This window comes from Acidobacteriota bacterium (assembly GCA_020845575.1).
Taxonomy (GTDB): Bacteria; Acidobacteriota; Vicinamibacteria; order Vicinamibacterales; family Vicinamibacteraceae; genus Luteitalea.
Genome location: JADLFL010000040.1, coordinates 191,170 through 210,231, shown reverse-complemented (window position 1 = coordinate 210,231; position 19,062 = coordinate 191,170). Strand labels below are relative to the sequence as shown.

At 67.6% G+C, this 19,062-nt stretch carries 17 protein-coding genes; 6 read left to right on the top strand and 11 right to left on the bottom strand.

What is annotated here, in order from left to right; genetic code table 11:
• On the bottom strand, positions 1-437 hold a 437-nt coding region (locus tag IT182_12085; protein ID MCC6164078.1), incomplete at its 3' end, for a superoxide dismutase.
• A 32-nt stretch (positions 438-469) separates the two neighbouring features.
• Entirely contained in the window at positions 470-1,600 is a 1,131-nt protein-coding gene (nadA, locus tag IT182_12080) for a quinolinate synthase NadA (protein ID MCC6164077.1), read from the bottom strand.
• Positions 1,601-1,646: 46 nt separating this feature from the next.
• On the opposite strand from nadA, the gene IT182_12075 reads away from it, so the two are divergent.
• The 4 genes from IT182_12075 to IT182_12060 all read left to right on the top strand — a co-directional run bounded on the left by IT182_12075 (position 1,647) and on the right by IT182_12060 (position 4,839).
• Positions 1,647-2,066 (top strand): hypothetical protein, encoded by a 420-nt coding sequence (locus IT182_12075; GenBank protein ID MCC6164076.1) that lies wholly within the window; start codon positions 1,647-1,649, stop codon positions 2,064-2,066.
• A 46-nt stretch (positions 2,067-2,112) separates the two neighbouring features.
• Positions 2,113-2,688 (top strand): elongation factor P, encoded by a 576-nt coding sequence (locus IT182_12070; protein ID MCC6164075.1) that lies wholly within the window; start codon positions 2,113-2,115, stop codon positions 2,686-2,688.
• Between the two features lie 148 nt (positions 2,689-2,836).
• Positions 2,837-4,180, top strand: a complete 1,344-nt coding sequence (locus IT182_12065; protein MCC6164074.1) for a hypothetical protein — start codon at positions 2,837-2,839, stop codon at positions 4,178-4,180.
• Between the two features lie 53 nt (positions 4,181-4,233).
• Positions 4,234-4,839 (top strand): hypothetical protein, encoded by a 606-nt coding sequence (locus IT182_12060; protein ID MCC6164073.1) that lies wholly within the window; start codon positions 4,234-4,236, stop codon positions 4,837-4,839.
• A gap of 130 nt (positions 4,840-4,969) precedes the next feature.
• Here the strand turns inward: IT182_12060 and IT182_12055 are convergent, their stop codons facing one another.
• From IT182_12055 to IT182_12035, 5 genes are all read right to left on the bottom strand, one after another.
• Complete coding sequence (locus IT182_12055; GenBank protein ID MCC6164072.1) at positions 4,970-6,694, bottom strand: CocE/NonD family hydrolase; 1,725 nt, start codon at positions 6,692-6,694, stop codon at positions 4,970-4,972.
• A 40-nt stretch (positions 6,695-6,734) separates the two neighbouring features.
• Entirely contained in the window at positions 6,735-7,667 is a 933-nt protein-coding gene (locus IT182_12050; protein MCC6164071.1) for a tetratricopeptide repeat protein, read from the bottom strand.
• A 101-nt stretch (positions 7,668-7,768) separates the two neighbouring features.
• The gene (locus IT182_12045) at positions 7,769-9,013 is read right to left on the bottom strand and encodes an acyltransferase family protein (protein ID MCC6164070.1); all 1,245 of its coding nucleotides are present in this window, start codon (positions 9,011-9,013) and stop codon (positions 7,769-7,771) included.
• Positions 9,014-9,314: 301 nt separating this feature from the next.
• Positions 9,315-10,568 carry an ATP-binding protein gene (locus IT182_12040; protein ID MCC6164069.1) on the bottom strand — a complete coding sequence of 418 codons (1,254 nt, stop codon included), beginning with the start codon at positions 10,566-10,568 and terminating at the stop codon, positions 9,315-9,317.
• 264 nt (positions 10,569-10,832) lie between these two features.
• Positions 10,833-11,300, bottom strand: coding sequence for a transposase (locus tag IT182_12035; GenBank protein MCC6164068.1), 468 nt, complete (start codon positions 11,298-11,300; stop codon positions 10,833-10,835).
• A gap of 479 nt (positions 11,301-11,779) precedes the next feature.
• On the opposite strand from IT182_12035, the gene IT182_12030 reads away from it, so the two are divergent.
• Positions 11,780-12,964 carry an ATP-binding protein gene (locus IT182_12030; GenBank protein MCC6164067.1) on the top strand — a complete coding sequence of 395 codons (1,185 nt, stop codon included), beginning with the start codon at positions 11,780-11,782 and terminating at the stop codon, positions 12,962-12,964.
• Positions 12,965-13,108: 144 nt separating this feature from the next.
• On the opposite strand, the gene IT182_12025 is transcribed toward IT182_12030, so the two are convergent.
• Together IT182_12025 and IT182_12020 are read right to left on the bottom strand one after the other, a co-directional pair.
• Positions 13,109-13,483, bottom strand: a complete 375-nt coding sequence (locus IT182_12025; protein ID MCC6164066.1) for a nuclear transport factor 2 family protein — start codon at positions 13,481-13,483, stop codon at positions 13,109-13,111.
• A 181-nt stretch (positions 13,484-13,664) separates the two neighbouring features.
• Positions 13,665-14,210, bottom strand: a complete 546-nt coding sequence (locus IT182_12020; protein ID MCC6164065.1) for an SRPBCC family protein — start codon at positions 14,208-14,210, stop codon at positions 13,665-13,667.
• Here IT182_12020 and IT182_12015 point away from each other — a divergent pair.
• Complete coding sequence (locus IT182_12015) at positions 14,209-16,554, top strand: fused MFS/spermidine synthase (GenBank protein MCC6164064.1); 2,346 nt, start codon at positions 14,209-14,211, stop codon at positions 16,552-16,554. The genes IT182_12020 and IT182_12015 overlap by 2 nt on opposite strands.
• Before the next feature lie 30 nt (positions 16,555-16,584).
• Here IT182_12015 and IT182_12010 read toward each other — a convergent pair whose 3' ends face one another.
• On the bottom strand, positions 16,585-18,480 hold the full coding sequence (locus tag IT182_12010) for a sulfatase-like hydrolase/transferase (GenBank protein MCC6164063.1): 1,896 nt from the start codon (positions 18,478-18,480) through the stop codon (positions 16,585-16,587).
• 8 nt (positions 18,481-18,488) lie between these two features.
• Complete coding sequence (locus IT182_12005; protein MCC6164062.1) at positions 18,489-18,995, bottom strand: methyltransferase domain-containing protein; 507 nt, start codon at positions 18,993-18,995, stop codon at positions 18,489-18,491.
• Positions 18,996-19,062: the final 67 nt, after the last annotated feature.

Sequence of the window (19,062 nt, the reverse complement as noted above, 5' to 3'; positions counted from 1 at the left end):
GTGCTGACGATCTCCACGCCCGATCCGCTCTTGATCAGCCACGCCCAGCCGCTGCCGAATCGGCCGACGGCCGCCTTGGCGAAGGCTTCCTTGAACGCGTCGAACGAGCCGAACTTCGCGTCGATCGCCTCGGCCACCGCGCCGGTCGGCGCGCCGCCCGCGTTGGGCGCCATCAGCGTCCAGAACAGCGAGTGGTTCGCGTGCCCGCCGCCGTTGTTGCGCACGGCCCCGCGGATGTCTTCGGGGATCGAGTCGAGACCGGCGATCAATTGATCGATCGGCTTGCCCTGCAGCTCCGGATACTTCTCGAGTGCGGCGTTCAGGTTGTTCACGTACGCCTGATGATGCTTCCCATGATGAATCTGCATCGTCAGCTCGTCGATGAACGGCTCGAGCGCGTTGTGCGCGTACGGCAGCGGCGGCAGTTCGTAAGGCATGTGACCTCCTGAATGAGTGATGAAGCCGTGGATTAGTGAATGGTGAGCATCGTGTCGAGCGCCACGCGAGCCCAGCGCTTGGTGGCCTCTGGCACGACGATGTGGTTGTGGACGACACCGTCGAGCATGCCGTCGAGCACCCACAGGAGATGGTTCGGCGACACGCGGAACATCGTCGAGCACAGGCACCCGAACTGATCGAGCGTGACGACGGTCTTCTCTGGCGCCACTTCGTTGGCCAGCCTGTTGACCATGTGGATTTCGGTGCCCACCGCCCACGCCGATCCCGGCGGTGATTCACGCACGCGCTTCAGGATGTGCTCGGTCGAACCCGACTCGTCCGCCGCCTGCACGACAGGCAGCGGCACCTCGGGATGCACGATGACGCGAATGCCGGGGTGCTGCCTGCGGACGTTCGTGATCTGCGCCACGGTGAACCGCGTGTGTACCGAGCAGTGGCCCTTCCACAGGATGAGGCGCACGTCTTCCAGGTCGCCGGCGATGTGACCGCCGCCCACTTCTTCCGGATCCCAGACCGCCATCTGCTCGAGCGGCACGCCCATCTTCCACGCCGTGTTCCGGCCGAGATGCTGGTCGGGCATGAAGAGGATCCGCTTGCTGCGCGCCCACGCCCATTCGAGCGTCGCGCGGGCGTTGCCCGACGTGCAGATGGTGCCGCCGCGCTCGCCGACGAACGCCTTGATGGCAGCCGAGGAGTTGATGTAGGTGACGGGCACCACATCGGTGATCCCCATCATCTCGAGCTCGCGCCAGCACATCTCGAGCTGCTCGATGTCCACCATGTCGGCCATCGAGCACCCCGCCGCGAGGTCTGGCAGCGAGACCTTCTGGTGATCGGCGCCGAGGATGTCTGCGCTCTCGGCCATGAAGTGGACGCCGCAGAACACCACGTATTCGGCTGTCGTGCGCGCCTTGCACTCGCGCGAGAGCTTCCACGAGTCGCCGACGACGTCGGCGTGGACGAGCACCTCGTCGCGCTGGTAGTGGTGGCCGAGGATGAGGAGCCTGTCGCCGAGGGCGGCCTTGGCGGCCCTGATGCCCGCGTCCATCTCGTCGAGGGACAATCCGAGATACCGCTCTGGCAGCGGCTGGCGCTGCGACAAGCTGGATTGTTCGTACTCGGTGAGTACCTTGACATCCATGACCTTCCCATCCTAGCACCGGCCGCTGCTGCATTAAGATCGTCGGATGGCTCTCGACGAGCGCGCCTTCTTCAACGAACGGCCGGAGACCCGCAAGGCACGGCACCAGTGTCCGCGCTGCCGGCGGACGAACGAGTACGGCGTCCGCTGGGTGCGGCGCTCGAAAAAGGACAGGCTGCCGGGCGGCGCCGACGAGGTCGACCGCGCGAAGTTCGCCAAGCTGCGTGACTATCTGCTCCGCGTGGACGACGAGGTGACCTGTTCGTCGTGCGGCAAGCGCTTCGAGATCCCGTCGCAGCAGTCGCTCGTGTTCGTCGATCAGATGGCCGGCCTGCCCAACGACGAGGAGCTGGAACGCGAGATCCAGGCCGCCTCGGGCGAACCCGCCGACGCGCCGGCACCCGCCGAACCCGCAAAGCCCGCGATCCCCGCGCGCTTCCTGCGCCGGAGCACGGGCTGGAAGTAGGCGCGGCGCGCCCGTCACACGCTGTATCCCCGGAGACCCACGCACCATGGCCGGATTGATTGCCGCTATCGATCTGAAGCGAAAGATGTACGTCGAGTTCGAAGAGGCGCCCTATCACATGCTCGACGTCGAGGTGTCGCGGCCGACAGCACGCGGCGGCCAGACGCTGGTGCGCGTGAAGATGCGCAACCTGCTGAATCGAGCCGTGTTCGACAGGACGTTCAAGGCGCAGGACAAGCTGAAGGAGCCCGACCTGGTCATGGTGCCGGCGTCGTTCCAGTTCGCCGACGGCACGGGGCTGCACTTCATGGATCTCGAGACGTTCGATACGCTCACGCTCAACGACGACATCGTCGGCGACGACAGGCTGCTGCTCACCGACAACCTCGAAGTGCAGATCCAGAAGTTCAACGGCAACCCGATCGGGCTCCAGTTGCCCGTGATCGTCGAGTTGACCGTGGCGGAGACGGAGATGGGCAGCCGCGGCGACACGGCGAGCGGCAGCGTCACCAAGGCCGCGACACTGGAGACGGGCCTCGAGGTGCGCGTGCCGCTCTTCGTCAACGAAGGCGAGAAGGTGCGCGTCCACACGGAGACGCGCGAGTTCGCAGGACGGGCCTGAGTTCCCGCGGCAGACGGGAAGTGCATGATCCAGAGCGTTGTGGCCTGGTGCTCAGCCACGGGAGGCTACGCGTTCGACGCGCCCTTCGTGGAATGAGGGACAGCGTTGGCATCGACGCACGACTCCACAACGGTGGGGGGGCGAACAGATGGACATCGTCGCATCGTCGCAACTGGCTCTGCTCGCCTCGCTGACGAGCGTCGTCCTCACGGTCGTTCTCCTCGCGCCCCGCAGGCGTGCGTACGGCATTGCTGTCGCCTGCGGCCTCGTGTTCGGTGCTGGCGTGTGGCTCATCGCCCGTGAGGCCTCGACCGCCGGTGCAGCCGACTGGTGGTGGCCGGCTGGCGTGTGTGGCCTGCTGGCTCTGGGCCTGGCGGTCCTCCTTGACTGGCTGCTTGGACTGCGGCTTCCCGTCATCTCTCGCGTTCGGCCACTCGCCCGGCGGGCGCTCCGTCCGCAGTCCTGGGGAACACCTGCCGAGATCAGCGAAGCCTCGGGCGTCGACGCAGGCATCATCGCGGTGCTCGGTGTCGGGATCGAGGCGCGGCCGATCACTTTCGACCAGCTCCTGTTGCGGGCCCGAATCGCTGCGTACGTGGCGGCATCCAGCGTCATCTTCCTGCTTCTCGCCTTCAAGGCATTTCGCACGCAGGTGCTCGGCGCGCTGAATGCCGGCAGCCTTCTCCTCAACGCCCTGGCGACGCTCTTTGTCGTCTTCTTTCTGGGACCGGCTCAGGATCTCCTCGTGCAGAGCGTGAACGGTGGCGGTGCCGTCGAGCCGTCACGGGCCAGGGGCGGTCCGGTGGTGCTGGCACAGGCGCTCGTCACGTTCCTCGTGCTCGTGATCGTCCAGGCCCTGCAGAGTGCCGTGCAGTCGCGCGTTGGCGAGATGACGCTCACCGAGTGGGTGATCGTGCTGGAGCTGTGTGTGCTGCCCGTGCTCGTGACCACCTACTACTTCGGCGCGGCACTGTTCCGCGACGAACTCGGCGAGCGGCGCTGGGAGCGGGCGCTCGAGGCCACACTGGTCGCAGGTGCCATCGTGTTTCTGCCCATCACCCTGTACGAAGTCTTTCCGCACCTCCTGCCGCCACAACTGGTGGCGTCGATTCTCGACCGCGTCCTCGCACCGCGCTCAGGCACGACTGGACTGGTGCTACTGGGCCTGCTCCTCACGTACGCGTCGCTGCTGCTGGCGCTGGCCGCCGCCGTGGCGGCCAGTGCGGCCACTTACGGTGTGTATGGCCTGGCACTGGCGATAGCGATGACCGAAGCCACGGCCGCCACGGCACGACGACGGGTCTTCACCTGGCTGGTGGTGGCGGGTGTCGTTGCGCAGGGGCTCACGATCGTCTGGGCATGGCTGGCGGAGGTTTCCGTATCCGGGCTGTCAGTGGTGCATCTGCTGCTGGCCGTCGGGTGGGGCGTCGGCCTCGTGCTCAGCGGGTTCCACCAGCAGATGCCCGCGCAGGCCGTCCTGCGTGAACCGTAATGGCGCGTCGCAGCGATCATGACAAGCCCGTCGGACCGGGCGAAAGGGGGCGCGTGTCGAATGCACTGAAGCGTCTGTGGCCGCTGTGCCTCAGCCTGGCCCTGCTGATCATGGCGGGAGGACTTGCCGTCGCGAAGGCGCTCGGGGAAGGTCCGCTGCACCTCCAGACCGGCGCTCAGGTCCGGACGGTGTACCCCGCCACGCTGGCCTACGCGTATGGAGCACTGCCGGCGACCGCCATCGCGCTTGGAGCGTTGGCGCTGCTCGCGGTGGCCCGCTTGCGTGCCCGATCCAGACACACGGCGGCACACCTCGCGGTGGGACTGGCTCTGGTGGCCGTCGGGTGGGTCGTCTGGAGCGCGTGGCCGCGAACGTTGATCGGCTATCAGCACCTGCAGAGCGTGGTGCAGGCTGGTGACGAGTACCGACTGGGCGTGCGAACCGCCCTGGACGGGGATGACTTCTATGTCGTCAGCAGGTGTCCTCACGGACAGTCGTCCTGCGAGGCATACGGAATTGCCGCGGTCCAGGCGGAAGAGCGAAACCACCCGCGGATCCGGCTTGTGCGTGACGCCGCGACGAACGCGCTGGCCATTCACACGCCAACGCGAGTGATCCCGGTCCGCGTGGAGGCGCCTGCCGGCAGTCCGCCTCTCTGACCGGCGCCGCATCACCAAGGCCGCGACACCATCACTCTCGACGGTGGACCGGCGCGCTCATGAGCGCGCGAGAGTCCGCCGCCACATCAACGCACCCATGGATGCTGCACCATGTCCGTCGTCGCCTGATTCAGAAGGGCCTGACCAGTGGCAACACGATGGCGCTCGGACGCGCCGACGAGTGATGGATCGTCTGCTGCGCCACGCGCGGCATGGTGCCCTTGCCCAGGGGATCTCCCGTGTTCAGGTTGCGATCGAACTGCGGGAAGTTGCTGGACGTGATGTCTACCCTTATGCGGTGGCCGGGCTGGAACACCACCGCCGTGCCGATCAGATCCACGGTGTAGCGATACGCCTGCCCCGGCGTGAGCAGCGAGGGCTTGTCGAGCCCGTCGCGGAAGCGCGCGCGCAGGATGCCTTCCGCCATCGGGTAGGCCTTGCCGTCGGGATGGACGTCGATGAGCTTCACCATCCAGTCGGTGTCCTTCCCGTCGGTCGAGGCGTGCAGATCCATCGTCACCTTGCCGGCCAGCGTGACGGGTTCCTTCAACACGTCGCTCGTGAAGCGTGCGATGTCCTTGCGGCCGTCGAGCGGCGCCTGATTGACCGGGCCGGCGATCGTGGGCGAGCCACAGCAGTTGTTGCCACCCGTTGTCGGCACCGGATCGTTCGGGTCGTACCGATACGTCGTCGAACCGTCGGCTGACGAGGGCTGGATGGGCGAGAGCCCGCCGCCAGGCTGCAGGTACCAGCGCGCCGACGTCGTGCCCGGGATGGGCCAGTCCTGCTCGCCGCGCCACTTGTTGATCCCCATGTAGAAGATCTGCACGGGCGGATCGGTGTCCACGCCGTTCCGGATCCCCTTCATGTGAAAGTCGTGCCAGCGCTGTTCGTACTGGAACAGCGTGCGCTCCGCGTCGGGCCCGAAGTCGAGATCTCCGTACTTGCGCGACGGGCCGTGCCCCCAGGGGCCGATCACCATGCGCGTGAGCGAACGCGCCCGCTCGTTGGCGCCCTTCGCGCGAACGCCCACGAAGCCGTCGATCGTGCCGGGCAGGAAGATGTCGAACCATCCGCCCTGCGTCATCACCGGCACGTTGACTTTCGCGAACTTCTCCTCGTCGCTCACCGCTTTCCAGTACGCGTCGTAGCTGTCGTGCGCCAGCCAGTCGCGCCAGTGCTTCACCGGATGCTGGAAGGCGACTTCGTCCATCGTCTCGAGCGGCAGGTGCCTGAGCAGATGCTCGTAGCGCAGTTCGGGCGCGGAATCCGGACCCGTGAAGTACAACTGCGGCTGCATGATGCGATACGGCATACGCACCACGCCCCACCCGAAGTTGAACGCCAGGTGGAACGCGCCACCCTGCGTGATCCAGTTGGCGTAGAGGTTCGTCGACGCCACGGCGGGGAACGCCGCCACGAGGCTCGGCGGCCGTTCGCCGAGTGTCGCCCACTGCACGTGCCCGAGATAGCTGCCGCCCTGCATGGCCACCTTGCCCGTGGACCACGGCTGCTTCGCGGCCCACTCGACGACGTCGTAGCCGTCCCTGGCTTCGAAGCGGAAGGGATCCCACTGCCCGTCGCTCTCGTAGCGCCCGCGCACGTCGGTGTTGACCACGGCGTAGCCGAGACGCGCGAGTTGGATCAGCCGATCGTGGACGCCGACGTTCTCGCGCTGCACGCCGTACGGTGTGCGCACCACGATCGCCGGAAAGCGTCCGTCGCGCGCGGGGCGATAGACGTCCGCGTAGACGGTCACGCCGTCGCGCAGGCGGATCGCCTTGTGGTGATCGATCAGGATGCGTTCCATGGCGGGTGCCTCACCCTGCGCGAACAACATCGTGGTGACGAGCATCAACGAGGTGAACACGAATGTCTCCTTCGGGCCGTGGACGTCATCGCATGCGCGCGAGGTCGGCTTCGGCGGCGATGTAGCCGAACGCGTTCCAGCCGCTGCCGGCGATCACCTGCGTGAACGTCCGGCGGGCCCGCTCGCGATCGCCCATGACCAGGTAGTAGTTGCCCACGCCGTAGCCCTGCGTGGCGATCGTCGTCGCGTCGGCGCCGGCGGGATCGAGCAACGCGTCTGGCGTGTCGAGCCCCTTGTACATCAGCAGGCGCCGATGGTACGAGCCGTTCTCCAGGATGTCCATCCTCGGCGTGATGCGCGCCAGCACGCGCGCGGCCTCGTCTTTCCGTCCCAGCCGCATCAGCGTCATCCACATCCAGTCGCTCGTGGCGACGATCGAGTCGTCGTTGGTGGAGACCGCCATGCACTGCGTGTAGGCGTCGAGGGCCTTCGCGAAGTCGCCCTGCAGGTAATAGGTGAGCCCGAGGTGATACCAGATGTTGAAGTGCAGCGTGCTGCGCGGCTGGCCCGCGGGGTTCGGCGCGCCATCGGGTTCGATGCTGTCGGCGGTGTTGCGGATCAGGGCCGCGGCGCGTTCGAAGTCGGCGCGCGCCTTGTCGAACTGTCGCGTCGTGATGTAGCGATGGCCGCGATGCCTGTACATCCGCGCATCGTCCGGGTAGCGCCTGATGCCGTCGGTGAACGTGGCGATGGCGGCGGCGTAGCGCCAGAGATACGCCTGGCGGCGGCCGATCCAGATGATGGCCTCAGGCGTGGTGGTGTTGGCCACCGACTGCGCGAGCCGCAGGTCGTCGAGCAGCTTCGCTTCGTTCGGGATGGGAACGGGCGGAAACAGCGGCGTGCCGAGGAGCGACGTCGCCTCAGGCTGGCGTACGACCGTCGCGGCTGGCGTCTGCGCATGCACCGGCGCGACGAGCACGACACCGGCGAGTGCGAACGAGAGGATGGCTCGCGTCATGCGCGACAGCGTAGATCAGGACGGTGGGGATCGTCGTCAGGCCTCCGGCACGAATACGACGTTCGCGTCTCCGACCCGGGCGCCGCGGCACACCGCCGCGGTCAGGCGGCAGCGGCCTTGGTCACCGGAACGGGAGCCGGCTGCGGCCACCAGCGATCCGTCGCGGCCCGCTGGATCGGATCCCAGAGTGCGGTCAGGACCATGACCGCGCCGAGATAGAACAGCAGCGCCCACCACGTCGTCGACGCCACCAGCGGGCCGCCGACGAGCACGAGCATGGTGCCCGTGGCGAAGCGCAGGACATCCTGAACGACGAGCGCCGAAAGCGACCGATGCCCGGTCCACGCGAGTGCGACGCACGCCGGGCGCCAGCGCAGGGTCAGGACGACCGCCGCCCACAGTCCGGGCAGCGAGGCGGTCAACGGCAGGATCGGACCGAACACGCCCAGCCACGTTCCGGGCTCGTTCATCTGCGCCCCCAGCCATGACGCCGCGAGCAGCAGGCCTCCGCCACCCACGGCGGCGGCGGCCACGATGGCCGAGCGCGGCTGCCACGATATCCGGTCCATCCAGCCGGCCGCGACCATGCCCAGCGCCGGCGAGAAGAGACGAAACGGCAGGAAGCAGATCACCGTGGCGTTGGGGTCGAACGTCGGGACGAGCGGGACGGAGAAGGCCAGCGCCCGGGCCACACACGTGAACGCCGTGGCCGCGAGCAGGAACCGGACGGCGCCCAGCCGCACCATCAAGCGACGCATCGCGGGGAACACCACGTACACCTGTGCCACCAGCACGAGGTACCAGAGCGACGGTGCCACCACCTGCATGGTCCGCGGATCGCCAAATCGGCCGACGACCGACAGCGAGCGGAGCAGATCCCCCCACTCGAACACGTACGGGGCGTGCGCCAGCAGCGTCCCATGATGCCGCTCCACGTCGAACGGCGAGTCGTACAGGAAGGCGCGGAGGCCGGCCAGCGCCAGGAGCCATCCGGCGACGAGCAGGCTGCCGAGCCAGTAGTTGGGCAGAATGCTGCGGGCCCGCCGCCACGCGAAGTTCCTGGCCGTCGACGGTCGCGACATCGACAGGACGAGGCCGGTGACAAACAGCAGGATGTCGAGCCGGAACCCCGGGAGGCCGACCATCGAGCGCGCGACGATGGCCGCGAGGTCCGCGAACCGGCCGGCGCTCGCGGCAGCCCACGCGGCCGACGCGGTGGCGTCCGGGCCTGGCACGCCTCGCGTGTCGATGTAGAAGTGCATCGCCGCGACCCACAACACGGTAATACCGCGGAGGATGTCGATGGCGGCGACGCGAGCGCGGGAGGACGCGGTGGACGTCGGCACGACATATCGCTCGGCGGACGACGCGTCCTCCGGATGAGCTGGAGTCTACTGCGAACGGACCCGCCGGTGCACGGTCGCCACGGCCCTCTGTGGTGAACTGCTTGATCGAGTCCACGGCTGCCCGGTGGGTTCCATCGTGCTCACGCCGGAGAAACCCAGCAGGTGCCCCACAGTAGAGACAATCTGCCATTCAGGGCCGAGACTCCAGAATCTGCTGCGAGTGGTAGGGCGACCGCTGTGATGTGCCACGCGAGTTGGAGCGTGGTTGCCACGAATCTGCGAGTTGTTCGTCGCGCCGCGCCTATGGACCGAGCACGGACAGCGGTACGACAGTGACGCCGTCCGCGCGGCGCATGGTGAAACGGCCGCCAGTCACGACCACAAGCGCCACAGGGTCACCGTGCCTGGCTGTGTCGACCTTTCCCGCGAAGTGCTCGAGAGACTCGGCGGCGGCATCGGCCGCGGCCTCGCCGAGCTTGAACTCGAATGCGGCCCACCTGCCGTTCGGCAACTCGAGCACCGCATCGACCTCTTTGTTCGTCTGTGTGTCGCGCCACGATGACAGGGTGGCGCCCAGAGCCTGGCTGTAAACGCGCAGGTCGCGCAGCGCGAGCGACTCGAAGTGGAAGCCGGCGGCGTTCAGGTCAGCAAGCAACCCGGGCGTGCCGACGCCAAGAGCCACCGTTCCGATCGATGGATCGACGAAGTGATGGACCGGCGTCGTGCGAAGTCGAGTCCGCGATCGCATGTGCGGTCGCCAGGCGGGCAGCGGTTCGACGAGCATGAGGCGCTCCAGTGCGTCGAGGTAGCGAGCGAGTGTCTCGGATGCGATCTGCCCACCAGCGCCACCAACCTCGACCTCCAGTTCGGAACGGTTGAGGGGCGTGCCGACGGCCCGCGCGAGTGAGGCAAGCAGCCGCGCAATGTTCTGGGGATTCCTGCGCGTTCCGAGATCGGGTACATCCTTTTCCGCGAGGTTCCGCAAGTAGTCCGCCAGCCAGTCCCGCGCGTCTGCTTCGTCCCAGTCCGTGATCTCGGGCCAACCGCCGATGACGATGCGCTCCAGGAGCTGCGGCACGGTGAGTGTGTTCGTGCTGCCGCTGACCTCGTCACCGTTGAGAAGCGCGGCGAGGCTGACGGAGCCGTCGGAGTGGCCCGACTCAAAGAGCGACATGGGCCGCATGCGCAGACGCGCGATTCGACCCGCTCCGGAATGCATCCTTGCGGTATCGCGTGGCGTCGCCGAGCCGGTCAACAGATAGAGGCCCTTCTCGCCGCGGTCATCAACGGCGCGCCGGACGTGATTCCACAGCGCCGGCGTGTCCTGCCACTCATCGAACAGGATCGGCGTCGGGCGCTCGAACAACTGCTCCGGGGCGGTCTCCAGCGCCGCCCGTGCGACCGGATCGACATCGAGGCGGAGAACGGTCTCAGCGACTTGCGACGCGGTCCTGGTCTTTCCGACCGCCTTCGGGCCGTCAATGAGCACCGCGCCCATCACTCGCATGCGTCGTTTGAGCTCGGTGTCGACGACACGTGCGCGGTAGTCGGTCATCATCGAACTCTACAATCCGTCATGGATGAAGTCTACGATCCGTCACGCTTGATCTCTACAGTTCGTCGGCTCTGAAATCGGGCATTCGTCGGACCTGGAACCCAAGATCGGTCGGCCCGTGAAATCGCGGATCGGTCGGAGCCGCAGAGAATCCCTGGTCAATGCGAGATCGATCTCAAGAGAACAGCACCGAAAACGGCCCGGTCGGCCAGAATGGGGTACAGCAGGACGGGGCGACACCTCTCCCCACAGGACGCTCTGTCCTCACCAGACGGCGTCGACGTCGGGGGCTCTTTGGTCGTGGTCGTCGTTCGTCTCGAGGAGTCGAGGTGGCGCACGGGCCGGGCACGGCTCCGGAACCTCGGTCGGGAGGCCGAGGTGACGCAGGATGTGCTGGATCACTGACGCCTGCTCGATCAACGCCACAAGACGCAGTCGCCCGCCGCAGCGGAGGCACGCCAACACGTCCGCCCCGAACGTTCGGCGCATCAGTTCAGCCCATCGGTATCCGCCCGCCCGCGCGCCTGTCGCGCAGGGTGCGTCCTCGTCCACGTCCGCCCGTTTCGCGTCGGCATCGTCGCGCCGCGCGATCCGCGCCATCACGTCCGCGCTCGTCAGACGCGCCACCGGGTGGAACCGCACGACGCCGTCGGCGTGCGTGAACACACCGTCCAGCACGAGGGCGTGCAGATGGACGTTCAGGTTCAACGCGCGGCCGAAACGCTGGACCACCGGGCGCTGATTCGTTCAGCGGATCCTCGTCGTACAGAACGGCAGCAGGCGATGCAAGCGCGGCTCTCGCAGCTAGAGGCCGCCCCACAGAGCAGTCCCACGTACACACAGAACAGCGGTCAGGATGAAGGCCAGAGCTACGTTCCATGGCTCGCGCGCCCGCCAGTACCTGGGACGCCGTGACTGATGCGCAATCGCGCTGATGTAGATGAACCCGTCGCGCTCTCGGTAAAGAATCGAGTAAGGGCAGCGACCGCTCTACTCTCTCCTCGAACACGGCAAGGAAGTGCTCCGCCACCTTGCGGCTGACGTTGAGGGCATAGCAATCGATGGCCTCGGCAAGTTCAGCCTCGGCTTCAACAGACCATGGCCACGGCCCCGGACCGGCTCTGCCGCCAGGGGCAGACGCCTGCGGCCTGCCGGGTCGCCTGAAGACTCATGTATAGGTCGCCAGCATTTTTACAGTCATAATGCCGGCCATGTATGCACGCCGGTTGACCCTGCCCTCGCGTTCCTTCCTGCTGCTCGGGCCACGCGGCGTTGGCAAGACCACCTGGCTGCGGCAGGTGCTGCCCGACGCGCGCTGGTACAACCTGCTGCTCGACCGCGAACTGCTGCGCCTGATGCGTGATCCGGAGGTGTTCCGCCGCGAGATCGATGCGCTGCCGTCCGGCTCCTGGGTCGTGGTGGACGAAGTGCAGAAACTGCCGGCGCTGCTCAACGACGTGCACGACGCGCTGGCGTCATCGCCGCGGCGCTGGCGCTTTGCGCTGACGGGTTCCTCCGCGCGGCGCCTGCGGCGCGGTGACGTCAATCTGCTCGCCGGGCGAGTAATCAGTCGCGAGATGTTTCCGCTGACCGTCGCGGAATTGTCCGGCATGCCGCCAGCGGACGATTTGCTGCGATTCGGCACGTTGCCGTTGGTGCGCGGCGAACGCTCCGTGGCGGGTCGCGTCGATCTGCTTGAAGCCTACGTGAGCACCTATCTTGCGCAGGAGATTCGCGCCGAGGCGCTGGTGCGGAGCCTGGAGTCGTTCACACGGTTCCTGGAGGTCGCGGCGCTCGCCAATGGCCAGGTGACCAACGTGGCCTCGCTGGCGCGCGATGCCGCGGTCGCACGGCCAACCGTGCAGGGGTACTTCGACGTGCTGACCGACACCCTGGTCGGTGCGTGGCTACCGGCCTGGCGTCCGCGCGCCAAGGTCAAGGAAGTGACGCATCCCAAATTCTATCTGTTCGATTGCGGCGTGGTGCGTGCGCTGGCGCAGCGTCTGCGCGAGCCGCTGGACGGTGCCGAGCGCGGCACGTTGCTCGAGACGCTGGTGTTCCAGGAACTGCGCGCGCACATGGCGTATACGGGTTGCGGAGGCACGCTGTCGTACTACCGCACGCCATCCGGAACGGAAGTCGACTTCGTCTGGAGCCGGGGCAGGACCAGCATCGGCATCGAAGTGAAGGCCAGCCGGCAATGGCGGTCAGAGTTCGGTCGGCCACTGCGGGAGTTGCACGATGGCGGGATGCTCGGCGCGTGCCACGCGGTGTACCTGGGCGAGACGCCCCAGCAGGATGGGCCGGTCCGTGTATCGCCGCTGGCGACATTTCTGCAGCGCCTGGCCGACGGCGCGGTGTTGCCCGGGAGCCGGAGCCGCATCGCACGCCGGTAAGCCCCCCCCCAACCGCTTCCGTTGAGGTTCTCCCATGAACCGACGGCCCAGCCGGCCAGATGCACGGTGTCGGCAACGGACACGAGCGCACCGGACGTCAGACCCGTCGGCGGCTGACACCGCTGACCGCGACCGGCAGGCTGGTCACCCCTTGACGTAGGCGAGCTTGGCCGCGATCTTGCCATCGCGAACCGTGAAGACGTCGACGCCGCGAAGATGCCACGGCTTGCCGTCACTCATCTTGCGATGGATCCAGCGCACCGTGCAGCGGTCGCCGGCGACGATGACTTCTTCGGCGTCGAACGTGGCATCGGCGTTGTTGACGAACCACGTGGTCCAGAACGTCACGACCGCGGCTTTGCCCTCGATGCGCGTGCCGTCGGGCGCCGGTCCAGTGTTCTCGAACACCGTGTCCTCGGTCAGCAGCGCGCCGACCGCGGCCACGTCGTGGCGATTGATGGCGGCGTTGAAGCGGTTGACCGCGTCGCGCGTCGAACCGTTGCCGTGCCCCTGCGCCATCATCACACCTCCGGCATACGCCAGAGCCATCCACGTGAGCGCGCTCTTCATCACCATCTCCGTTGCACAGCGCGGACGGTTCGGGACTGCTTCACGTAGCGGCTGGCGCTGAACCAGTCGATGACGGTGTGACAGAGCGTGCCGAATCTGCAGCCCGACTGTCAAACACCTGACCTGCCGCTCACCTCTGGTGGCCCGCTGCCTGAATCAGTTGGAGGTGCCGCTGCGTTGCTCCGCGCAGCAGGCGGGAGATCAGCCAGAGCGGGAACCGGGCCCATGCCGAACGGGGATACAGGTCGAACCGGCGTCGCACCCGGGTACCATCCGGCCCTTCGGTGAACTCCCAGGTTTCCACGAAGCGAGTCGTCAGACGTGCCAGCGGTGGCTGGAAGTCGCTGAATTCCAGTTGAATCCGGGAGGGCGGGTTCCATTCGCTGATCGTCTCGATGTACCGCGACTCGTCGGCGCTGGTGACGCGGATGCGGGTGCCGCGGACGTTCGGAGTCCGTTCCTCGAACTCCGCCGTTCGGATGCCCGGCAACGGACCGTAGCCGGTGAACTCCGGCCATCGGCTCAGGTCGAGCATCTGCTCGGCGATCTCCAGTGGTGACTGAGGAACGAGCGCCTCACAGACAAACTGAATCGGTGTCATGGCGTGAGCTTTGTACCTTCTTCTTCCCTGGTCATCTGTCGGGCAGAGGCAGCGATGTAGAATCGCGGCCCGCATGCCCACGTCGTCTCGCGTTCGTGTTGGTGGACCGCCGCTGGCCGGTCTGGCGCTGTTGTTCTTCGCGTCTGGCGTCAGCGGCCTGATGTATCAGGTGCTGTGGCTGCGCATGCTGTCGCTGGTCTTCGGCGTGACAGCGTACGCGGCCAGCACCGTGCTCGCCAGCTTCATGGCCGGCCTCGCGCTGGGCAGCCTCCTGGCCGGACGCCTCGCCGATCGCGTGCGATCGCCGCTCCGCTGGTTCGGCGCGATCGAAGTCGGCATCGCCATCAGCGCGCTGCTCACGCCGTGGGGACTCGATGCCGCGCAGACGCTCTACGGGGCGGTGCACGCCGCGGTGCCGGACCACCTCGTGGCGCTCACCCTGGCGCGCTTTGTCTGTTCGTTCCTCGTGCTCCTCGTGCCGACCGTGCTCATGGGCGCCACACTGCCGCTCGTCGTGCGATCCACCATCGTGGCGCGTGGCGTGTTAGGGCCGCGCGTCGGGCTGTTGTACGCGATCAACGCCGGCGGCGCCATCACGGGCGCCATTCTTGCCGGCTTCCACCTGATTGGCGACGTCGGCCTGAACCGCACGTTCCTTGTGGCCGCGGGCCTCAACCTGCTCGTCGGCATCGGCGCGTGGCTGCTGCCCGTGCGACCGATCGACACCGGCGACATCGGCGACACGCCCGACGCTGTCACCCGAGAGCCCGAGCCGCGCGCGCCGCTGCCGGAAGCCGGCCGCGCGCACATCGCGGAGGGTGGCGCGGTACGGACACTCGCACTCGTCTACTTCGGCGTCTCCGGGCTCGCCTCGCTTGCGCTCGAGGTGATCTGGTTCCGCGTGCTCGTCCTGTTCCTGCCGGCCACCACGTACGCCTTCACCACGATGCTGGCGACGGTGCTCGGCGGCATCAGTGCCGGCAGCCTCGTCGCCACGCGCATGCTGCGGCGCGAGCGCGACTGGACACGGACGCTTGCACTCCTCTGTTTGTGGACGAGCGTCGCCGTACTCGGCTCGCTCATCGTGCTCGCAGGCACCTACGCGGCGGGGTGGCGCACGTCAGGCACCGTGCAGGCCTCCATCGTCGCCATCCTTCCGAGCGCGCTGCTCATGGGCGTGTCGTTCCCCGTCGCGATGCGTGTGTGGGTCGGTCCGGGCGATCCCGCCGATCCCGCGCTCGCGCGACGCATCGGCGTGGCGTACGCGATGAACATGCTCGGTGCCATCGCCGGCGCCGTGCTCGGCGGCTTCGTGCTGCTGCCCCTCGCCGGCAGCCGGCTCAGTCTCGCACTTGCCGCGAGCCTGTATCTCCTTGCCGGCATCGTGCTTCTCGAACGGTCGGCGGCTGCGCGGCGCACGTGGTGGCTGGCGCTCACACTCGTCGTGGTCTTCGGTGCCGCCGCGTTCGCCCTGCCCGATCCCTTCGAGACCGCGCTCACGCGGCGCTACGAGCGCGGCGAGGTCGCACTCTGGCGCGAGGAAGGCGTGCAGACGACCGTGACCGTGCACCGGCGGCCGGGCAACGTGCGAGTGATGTACCTCGACGGCCTCCATCAGGCCAACGACAGCGCGCCGATGATCACGCTGCACCGGCAGATCGGCCACTTCCCGATGGCCATCCACCCCGCGCCGCGCGACGTGCTCGTGATCGGCCTCGGGGGCGGCGCGACGCCTGGCGCCGTTGCGCGGCACGCCGGCGCCACCGTCGACGTGGTGGAGCTCTCGCGTTCCGTCGTGCGCGGCGCCGCTCTCTTCTCTCACGTCAACGACGATGTGCTCAGACAGCCGAACGTCAGGCTGCAGGTGTCGGACGGGCGTAACTACCTGGCTCTCACGACCCGCCGCTACGACGTGATCACGGCAGACATCATCCAGCCGCAGCACGCCGGCGCCGGCCTGCTGTACTCGCGCGAGTACTTCGAACTCGCGCGCCGCGCGCTGAAGGACGAGGGCGTGATGCTGCAGTGGATCGGCCAGCGCGCGGAGGTAGAGTACCGGTTGATCATGCGCACGTTCCTCGACGTGTTTCCTGACGCCACGCTGTGGAACGGCGGGACGTTGCTCGTCGGATCGACGCGGTCACTCTCGCTCGACGAGGCGGCGTTCGAGCGCAAGGTGGCCGACGTGCAGACGCAACACGCCCTCGCGTCCGTGGGACTGCACACCTTCGATGCGCTGCTCGGCGCCTTCAGCGCCAACGCCGACGACATGCGGGCCTTCGTCGGCGATGGCCCCATCCTCACCGACGATCACCCGCGCATCGAGTACCACAGGTCGCTTCCGCCGAGCGCTCCGGAAACGGATCTCTCCGGCTTCGTCGGCCGCGGCCGCGAGCACCTGCTCACTCGTCAGGAGTGACGCAACGTTCGATCGGAGCGAGCGCGCGCGTCAGCGCACGTCGTTGCGGATGGCGGCCTTGAGGCGCGGCAGGTACTCCTCCCGCTGCCGGCGTGTGCGGCCGGCATCGGCCGGCGTCGCGGGCAACGCGTCAATGGCGTCCCGCACCGCGGCGGGCAGGTCGGTCACCTGATTCAGGCTGTACGCGGCAAGCAGTGCCGCGAACTCGCCGTGTCTGACCGGATCGCTGTCGGCCACCAGTCGGGCGATGGCGCGATCGCGCTCGGCAGCCGAACCGAACCGCGCCAATCCCTCCGCAGCGGCGATGCGCGGGCCGGGGTCGCCGTCGCCGAGCAGTCGAACGAGATCGGCACGCGCGGCCGCAACGGCGTCCCGGCCGCGAATCACGACGCCGGTGGCTGCCCAATACCGGACGGCCGGATCGCTGTCGGCCAGCATGGGCCTGATGTCGTCGAGCGGCACACGGGCGTCCGCCGCCTGCCGCGCCATCGTCTGCACGCGCTCGAAGTCGTATCGCGAGCGATCCTCGCGCAGCGCATAGGGCGTGATCTGCGGATCGCGGTGCAGCATGTACTCGGGCAGCAGGCCGACGTCTCGCGTGCGCCGCTGATGCGCGTCGAGCGCCTCGCGCAGCCGTGCGAGCGCCGCGGCATGCGCGGGTGACTCCGCGAGGTTGTCGACTTGCCAGCGATCGGCATCGAGGTCGTACAACTCCTCGTGCGGCTTGGGTTCCCAGAACGCGCGCTGCGTGGCGTTGAGACGGCCTTCGTCGTACATCCGCTTCCAGGTCGCGGTGGCGGGCGTCTCGAACATGTAGCCGACGTGCTGCCCCCAGGGACGATGGGGCATGTAGTTGCGGATGTAGACGTAGCGAGCGTCGCGCACGCTGCGGCTCAGGTCGTACCGTTCGTCCATGCGCCCGCGGAAGCCGAAGATGAACCCCGGCGCCGGCACCATGTGCGGGCCGAGGAACGCGTGCCCCTGCATCCACGCGGGCGGCGCGACGCCGGCAAGACTGAGCAACGTGGGCGCGAAGTCGACAAACGACACCAGGCGCGTGACCTCCGCGCCGGGCACGCGCGCCTCGACCGGGATCAGGTGCTGATACTTCGGCGGCACGTACACGATGAGCGGCACGCGCAGGCCCGAGTCGTACGGGAAGCGCTTGGACCGCGGCATGCCGGAGCCGTGGTCGCCGAAGTACATCACGATGGTGTCGCCGGCCAGGCCGTCGGCGTCGAGTTCGGCGAGCCGCAGGCCGACAAACGTGTCCATCTCCGTGATCCGGTCGTAGTACTGCGCCCAGTCCTGGCGGACAACCGGGACGTCGGGCATGTACGCCGGCACCGTGACGCCTGCCGGATCGTGCACCGCCTTGTGCGGGCGCGTGCGGATCTGCGATTCGTGCGTGACCGTGCTGTTGAACACGGCGAAGAAGGGCTGGCCTGGTGGGCGGTTCCGATAGTGCGCCGTGTTGGACTGCTCGTCCCAGACGGTCCCCGTGTTGCCGTAGTTGTAGTCGGCCTTCGCGCTGTTGGTCGTGTAGTAACCCGCGTCGCGCAGCAGCGCGGGATACAGACGCATGTCGCCGGGCAGCGGCACATAGCTGCGCATGTGCTCGCCGCCTGTCGACTCCGGATACACGCCAAGGATCAGCGCGGTGCGCGACGCAGCGCACACCGGCCCGTTCGACCACACGGTGCGGTAGCGGAACCCGCGCGCGGCAAGCCGATCGAGACTCGGCGTGGTGGCGTACGCGTCGCCGTATGCACCGAGTTCCGGCCCGTTGTCCTCGCTCGTGATCCAGAGGATGTTGGGGCGCGGCAGCTGCGGCTGTGCGGCCTGTGGTCCTGACGCCCACGACACGACGCCGGCAGCCGCGAGGGCAGCCAGCAGCACGATGCCCGACAGCGATGACTGGCGCATGGCCGCGACTAATCCAGTGCCTGCGACGCTGATGATGCCGGCTTGCGGCACGTGAGGTTCAGATGCCACGGATCGCCGTCAGCGCCGTGTGTCACGCGCTGGACCTGTTGGAACCCGGCGGTCGTGAGCTCGAGCGTCAACGATTCCTCCGTGTAGCCCCATCGATGGGCATCTTCGCGATGGCCGCCGCGCTGCGGATCGCGCCATCCCCAGAAGCCGGCGCACGCATGGTCGAACTGTTTGTCGAACGGACCCTCTGCGAGCCCGAGAATCTGCCTCGCATGAAAGAGGACGTCGGGCACGATGACGTTGAGGACCCCACCGGGCCGCAGCAGCGCGAACCAGGCTCGCAACGTGCGACGCCCGTCATCAGGGTCGAGATGTTCGAGCATGTGCCGCGAGTAGACGAGTTCCGCCGAGTCCGGCTCGAACATGTCCGTCTGCCAGGCGTCGGCCACCACGTCCGCCGCGGAATCCGGGCGAACGTCGACGTTGACGAAGCCGTCCCTGCGCATGTTGCCGCAGCCGAAGTTGTATCTGGACACGACGTGAGTTCCTCGATGACGTGCGCGACTCCAGCAC

What these genes read in the sequence shown, in the direction of transcription:
- nadA (MCC6164077.1), bottom strand. Translation starts at nt 1,600, where the DNA reads ATGGATGTCAAGGTACTCACCGAGTACGAACAATCCAGCTTGTCGCAG.
- IT182_12075 (MCC6164076.1), top strand. Translation starts at nt 1,647, where the DNA reads ATGGCTCTCGACGAGCGCGCCTTCTTCAACGAACGGCCGGAGACCCGC.
- IT182_12070 (MCC6164075.1), top strand. Translation starts at nt 2,113, where the DNA reads ATGGCCGGATTGATTGCCGCTATCGATCTGAAGCGAAAGATGTACGTC.
- IT182_12065 (MCC6164074.1), top strand. Translation starts at nt 2,837, where the DNA reads ATGGACATCGTCGCATCGTCGCAACTGGCTCTGCTCGCCTCGCTGACG.
- IT182_12055 (MCC6164072.1), bottom strand. Translation starts at nt 6,694, where the DNA reads ATGCTCGTCACCACGATGTTGTTCGCGCAGGGTGAGGCACCCGCCATG.
- IT182_12050 (MCC6164071.1), bottom strand. Translation starts at nt 7,667, where the DNA reads ATGACGCGAGCCATCCTCTCGTTCGCACTCGCCGGTGTCGTGCTCGTC.
- IT182_12040 (MCC6164069.1), bottom strand. Translation starts at nt 10,568, where the DNA reads ATGACCGACTACCGCGCACGTGTCGTCGACACCGAGCTCAAACGACGC.
- IT182_12030 (MCC6164067.1), top strand. Translation starts at nt 11,780, where the DNA reads ATGTATGCACGCCGGTTGACCCTGCCCTCGCGTTCCTTCCTGCTGCTC.
- IT182_12025 (MCC6164066.1), bottom strand. Translation starts at nt 13,483, where the DNA reads ATGGCGCAGGGGCACGGCAACGGTTCGACGCGCGACGCGGTCAACCGC.
- IT182_12015 (MCC6164064.1), top strand. Translation starts at nt 14,209, where the DNA reads ATGCCCACGTCGTCTCGCGTTCGTGTTGGTGGACCGCCGCTGGCCGGT.
- IT182_12020 (MCC6164065.1), bottom strand. Translation starts at nt 14,210, where the DNA reads ATGCGGGCCGCGATTCTACATCGCTGCCTCTGCCCGACAGATGACCAG.
- IT182_12010 (MCC6164063.1), bottom strand. Translation starts at nt 18,480, where the DNA reads ATGCGCCAGTCATCGCTGTCGGGCATCGTGCTGCTGGCTGCCCTCGCG.
- IT182_12005 (MCC6164062.1), bottom strand. Translation starts at nt 18,995, where the DNA reads ATGCGCAGGGACGGCTTCGTCAACGTCGACGTTCGCCCGGATTCCGCG.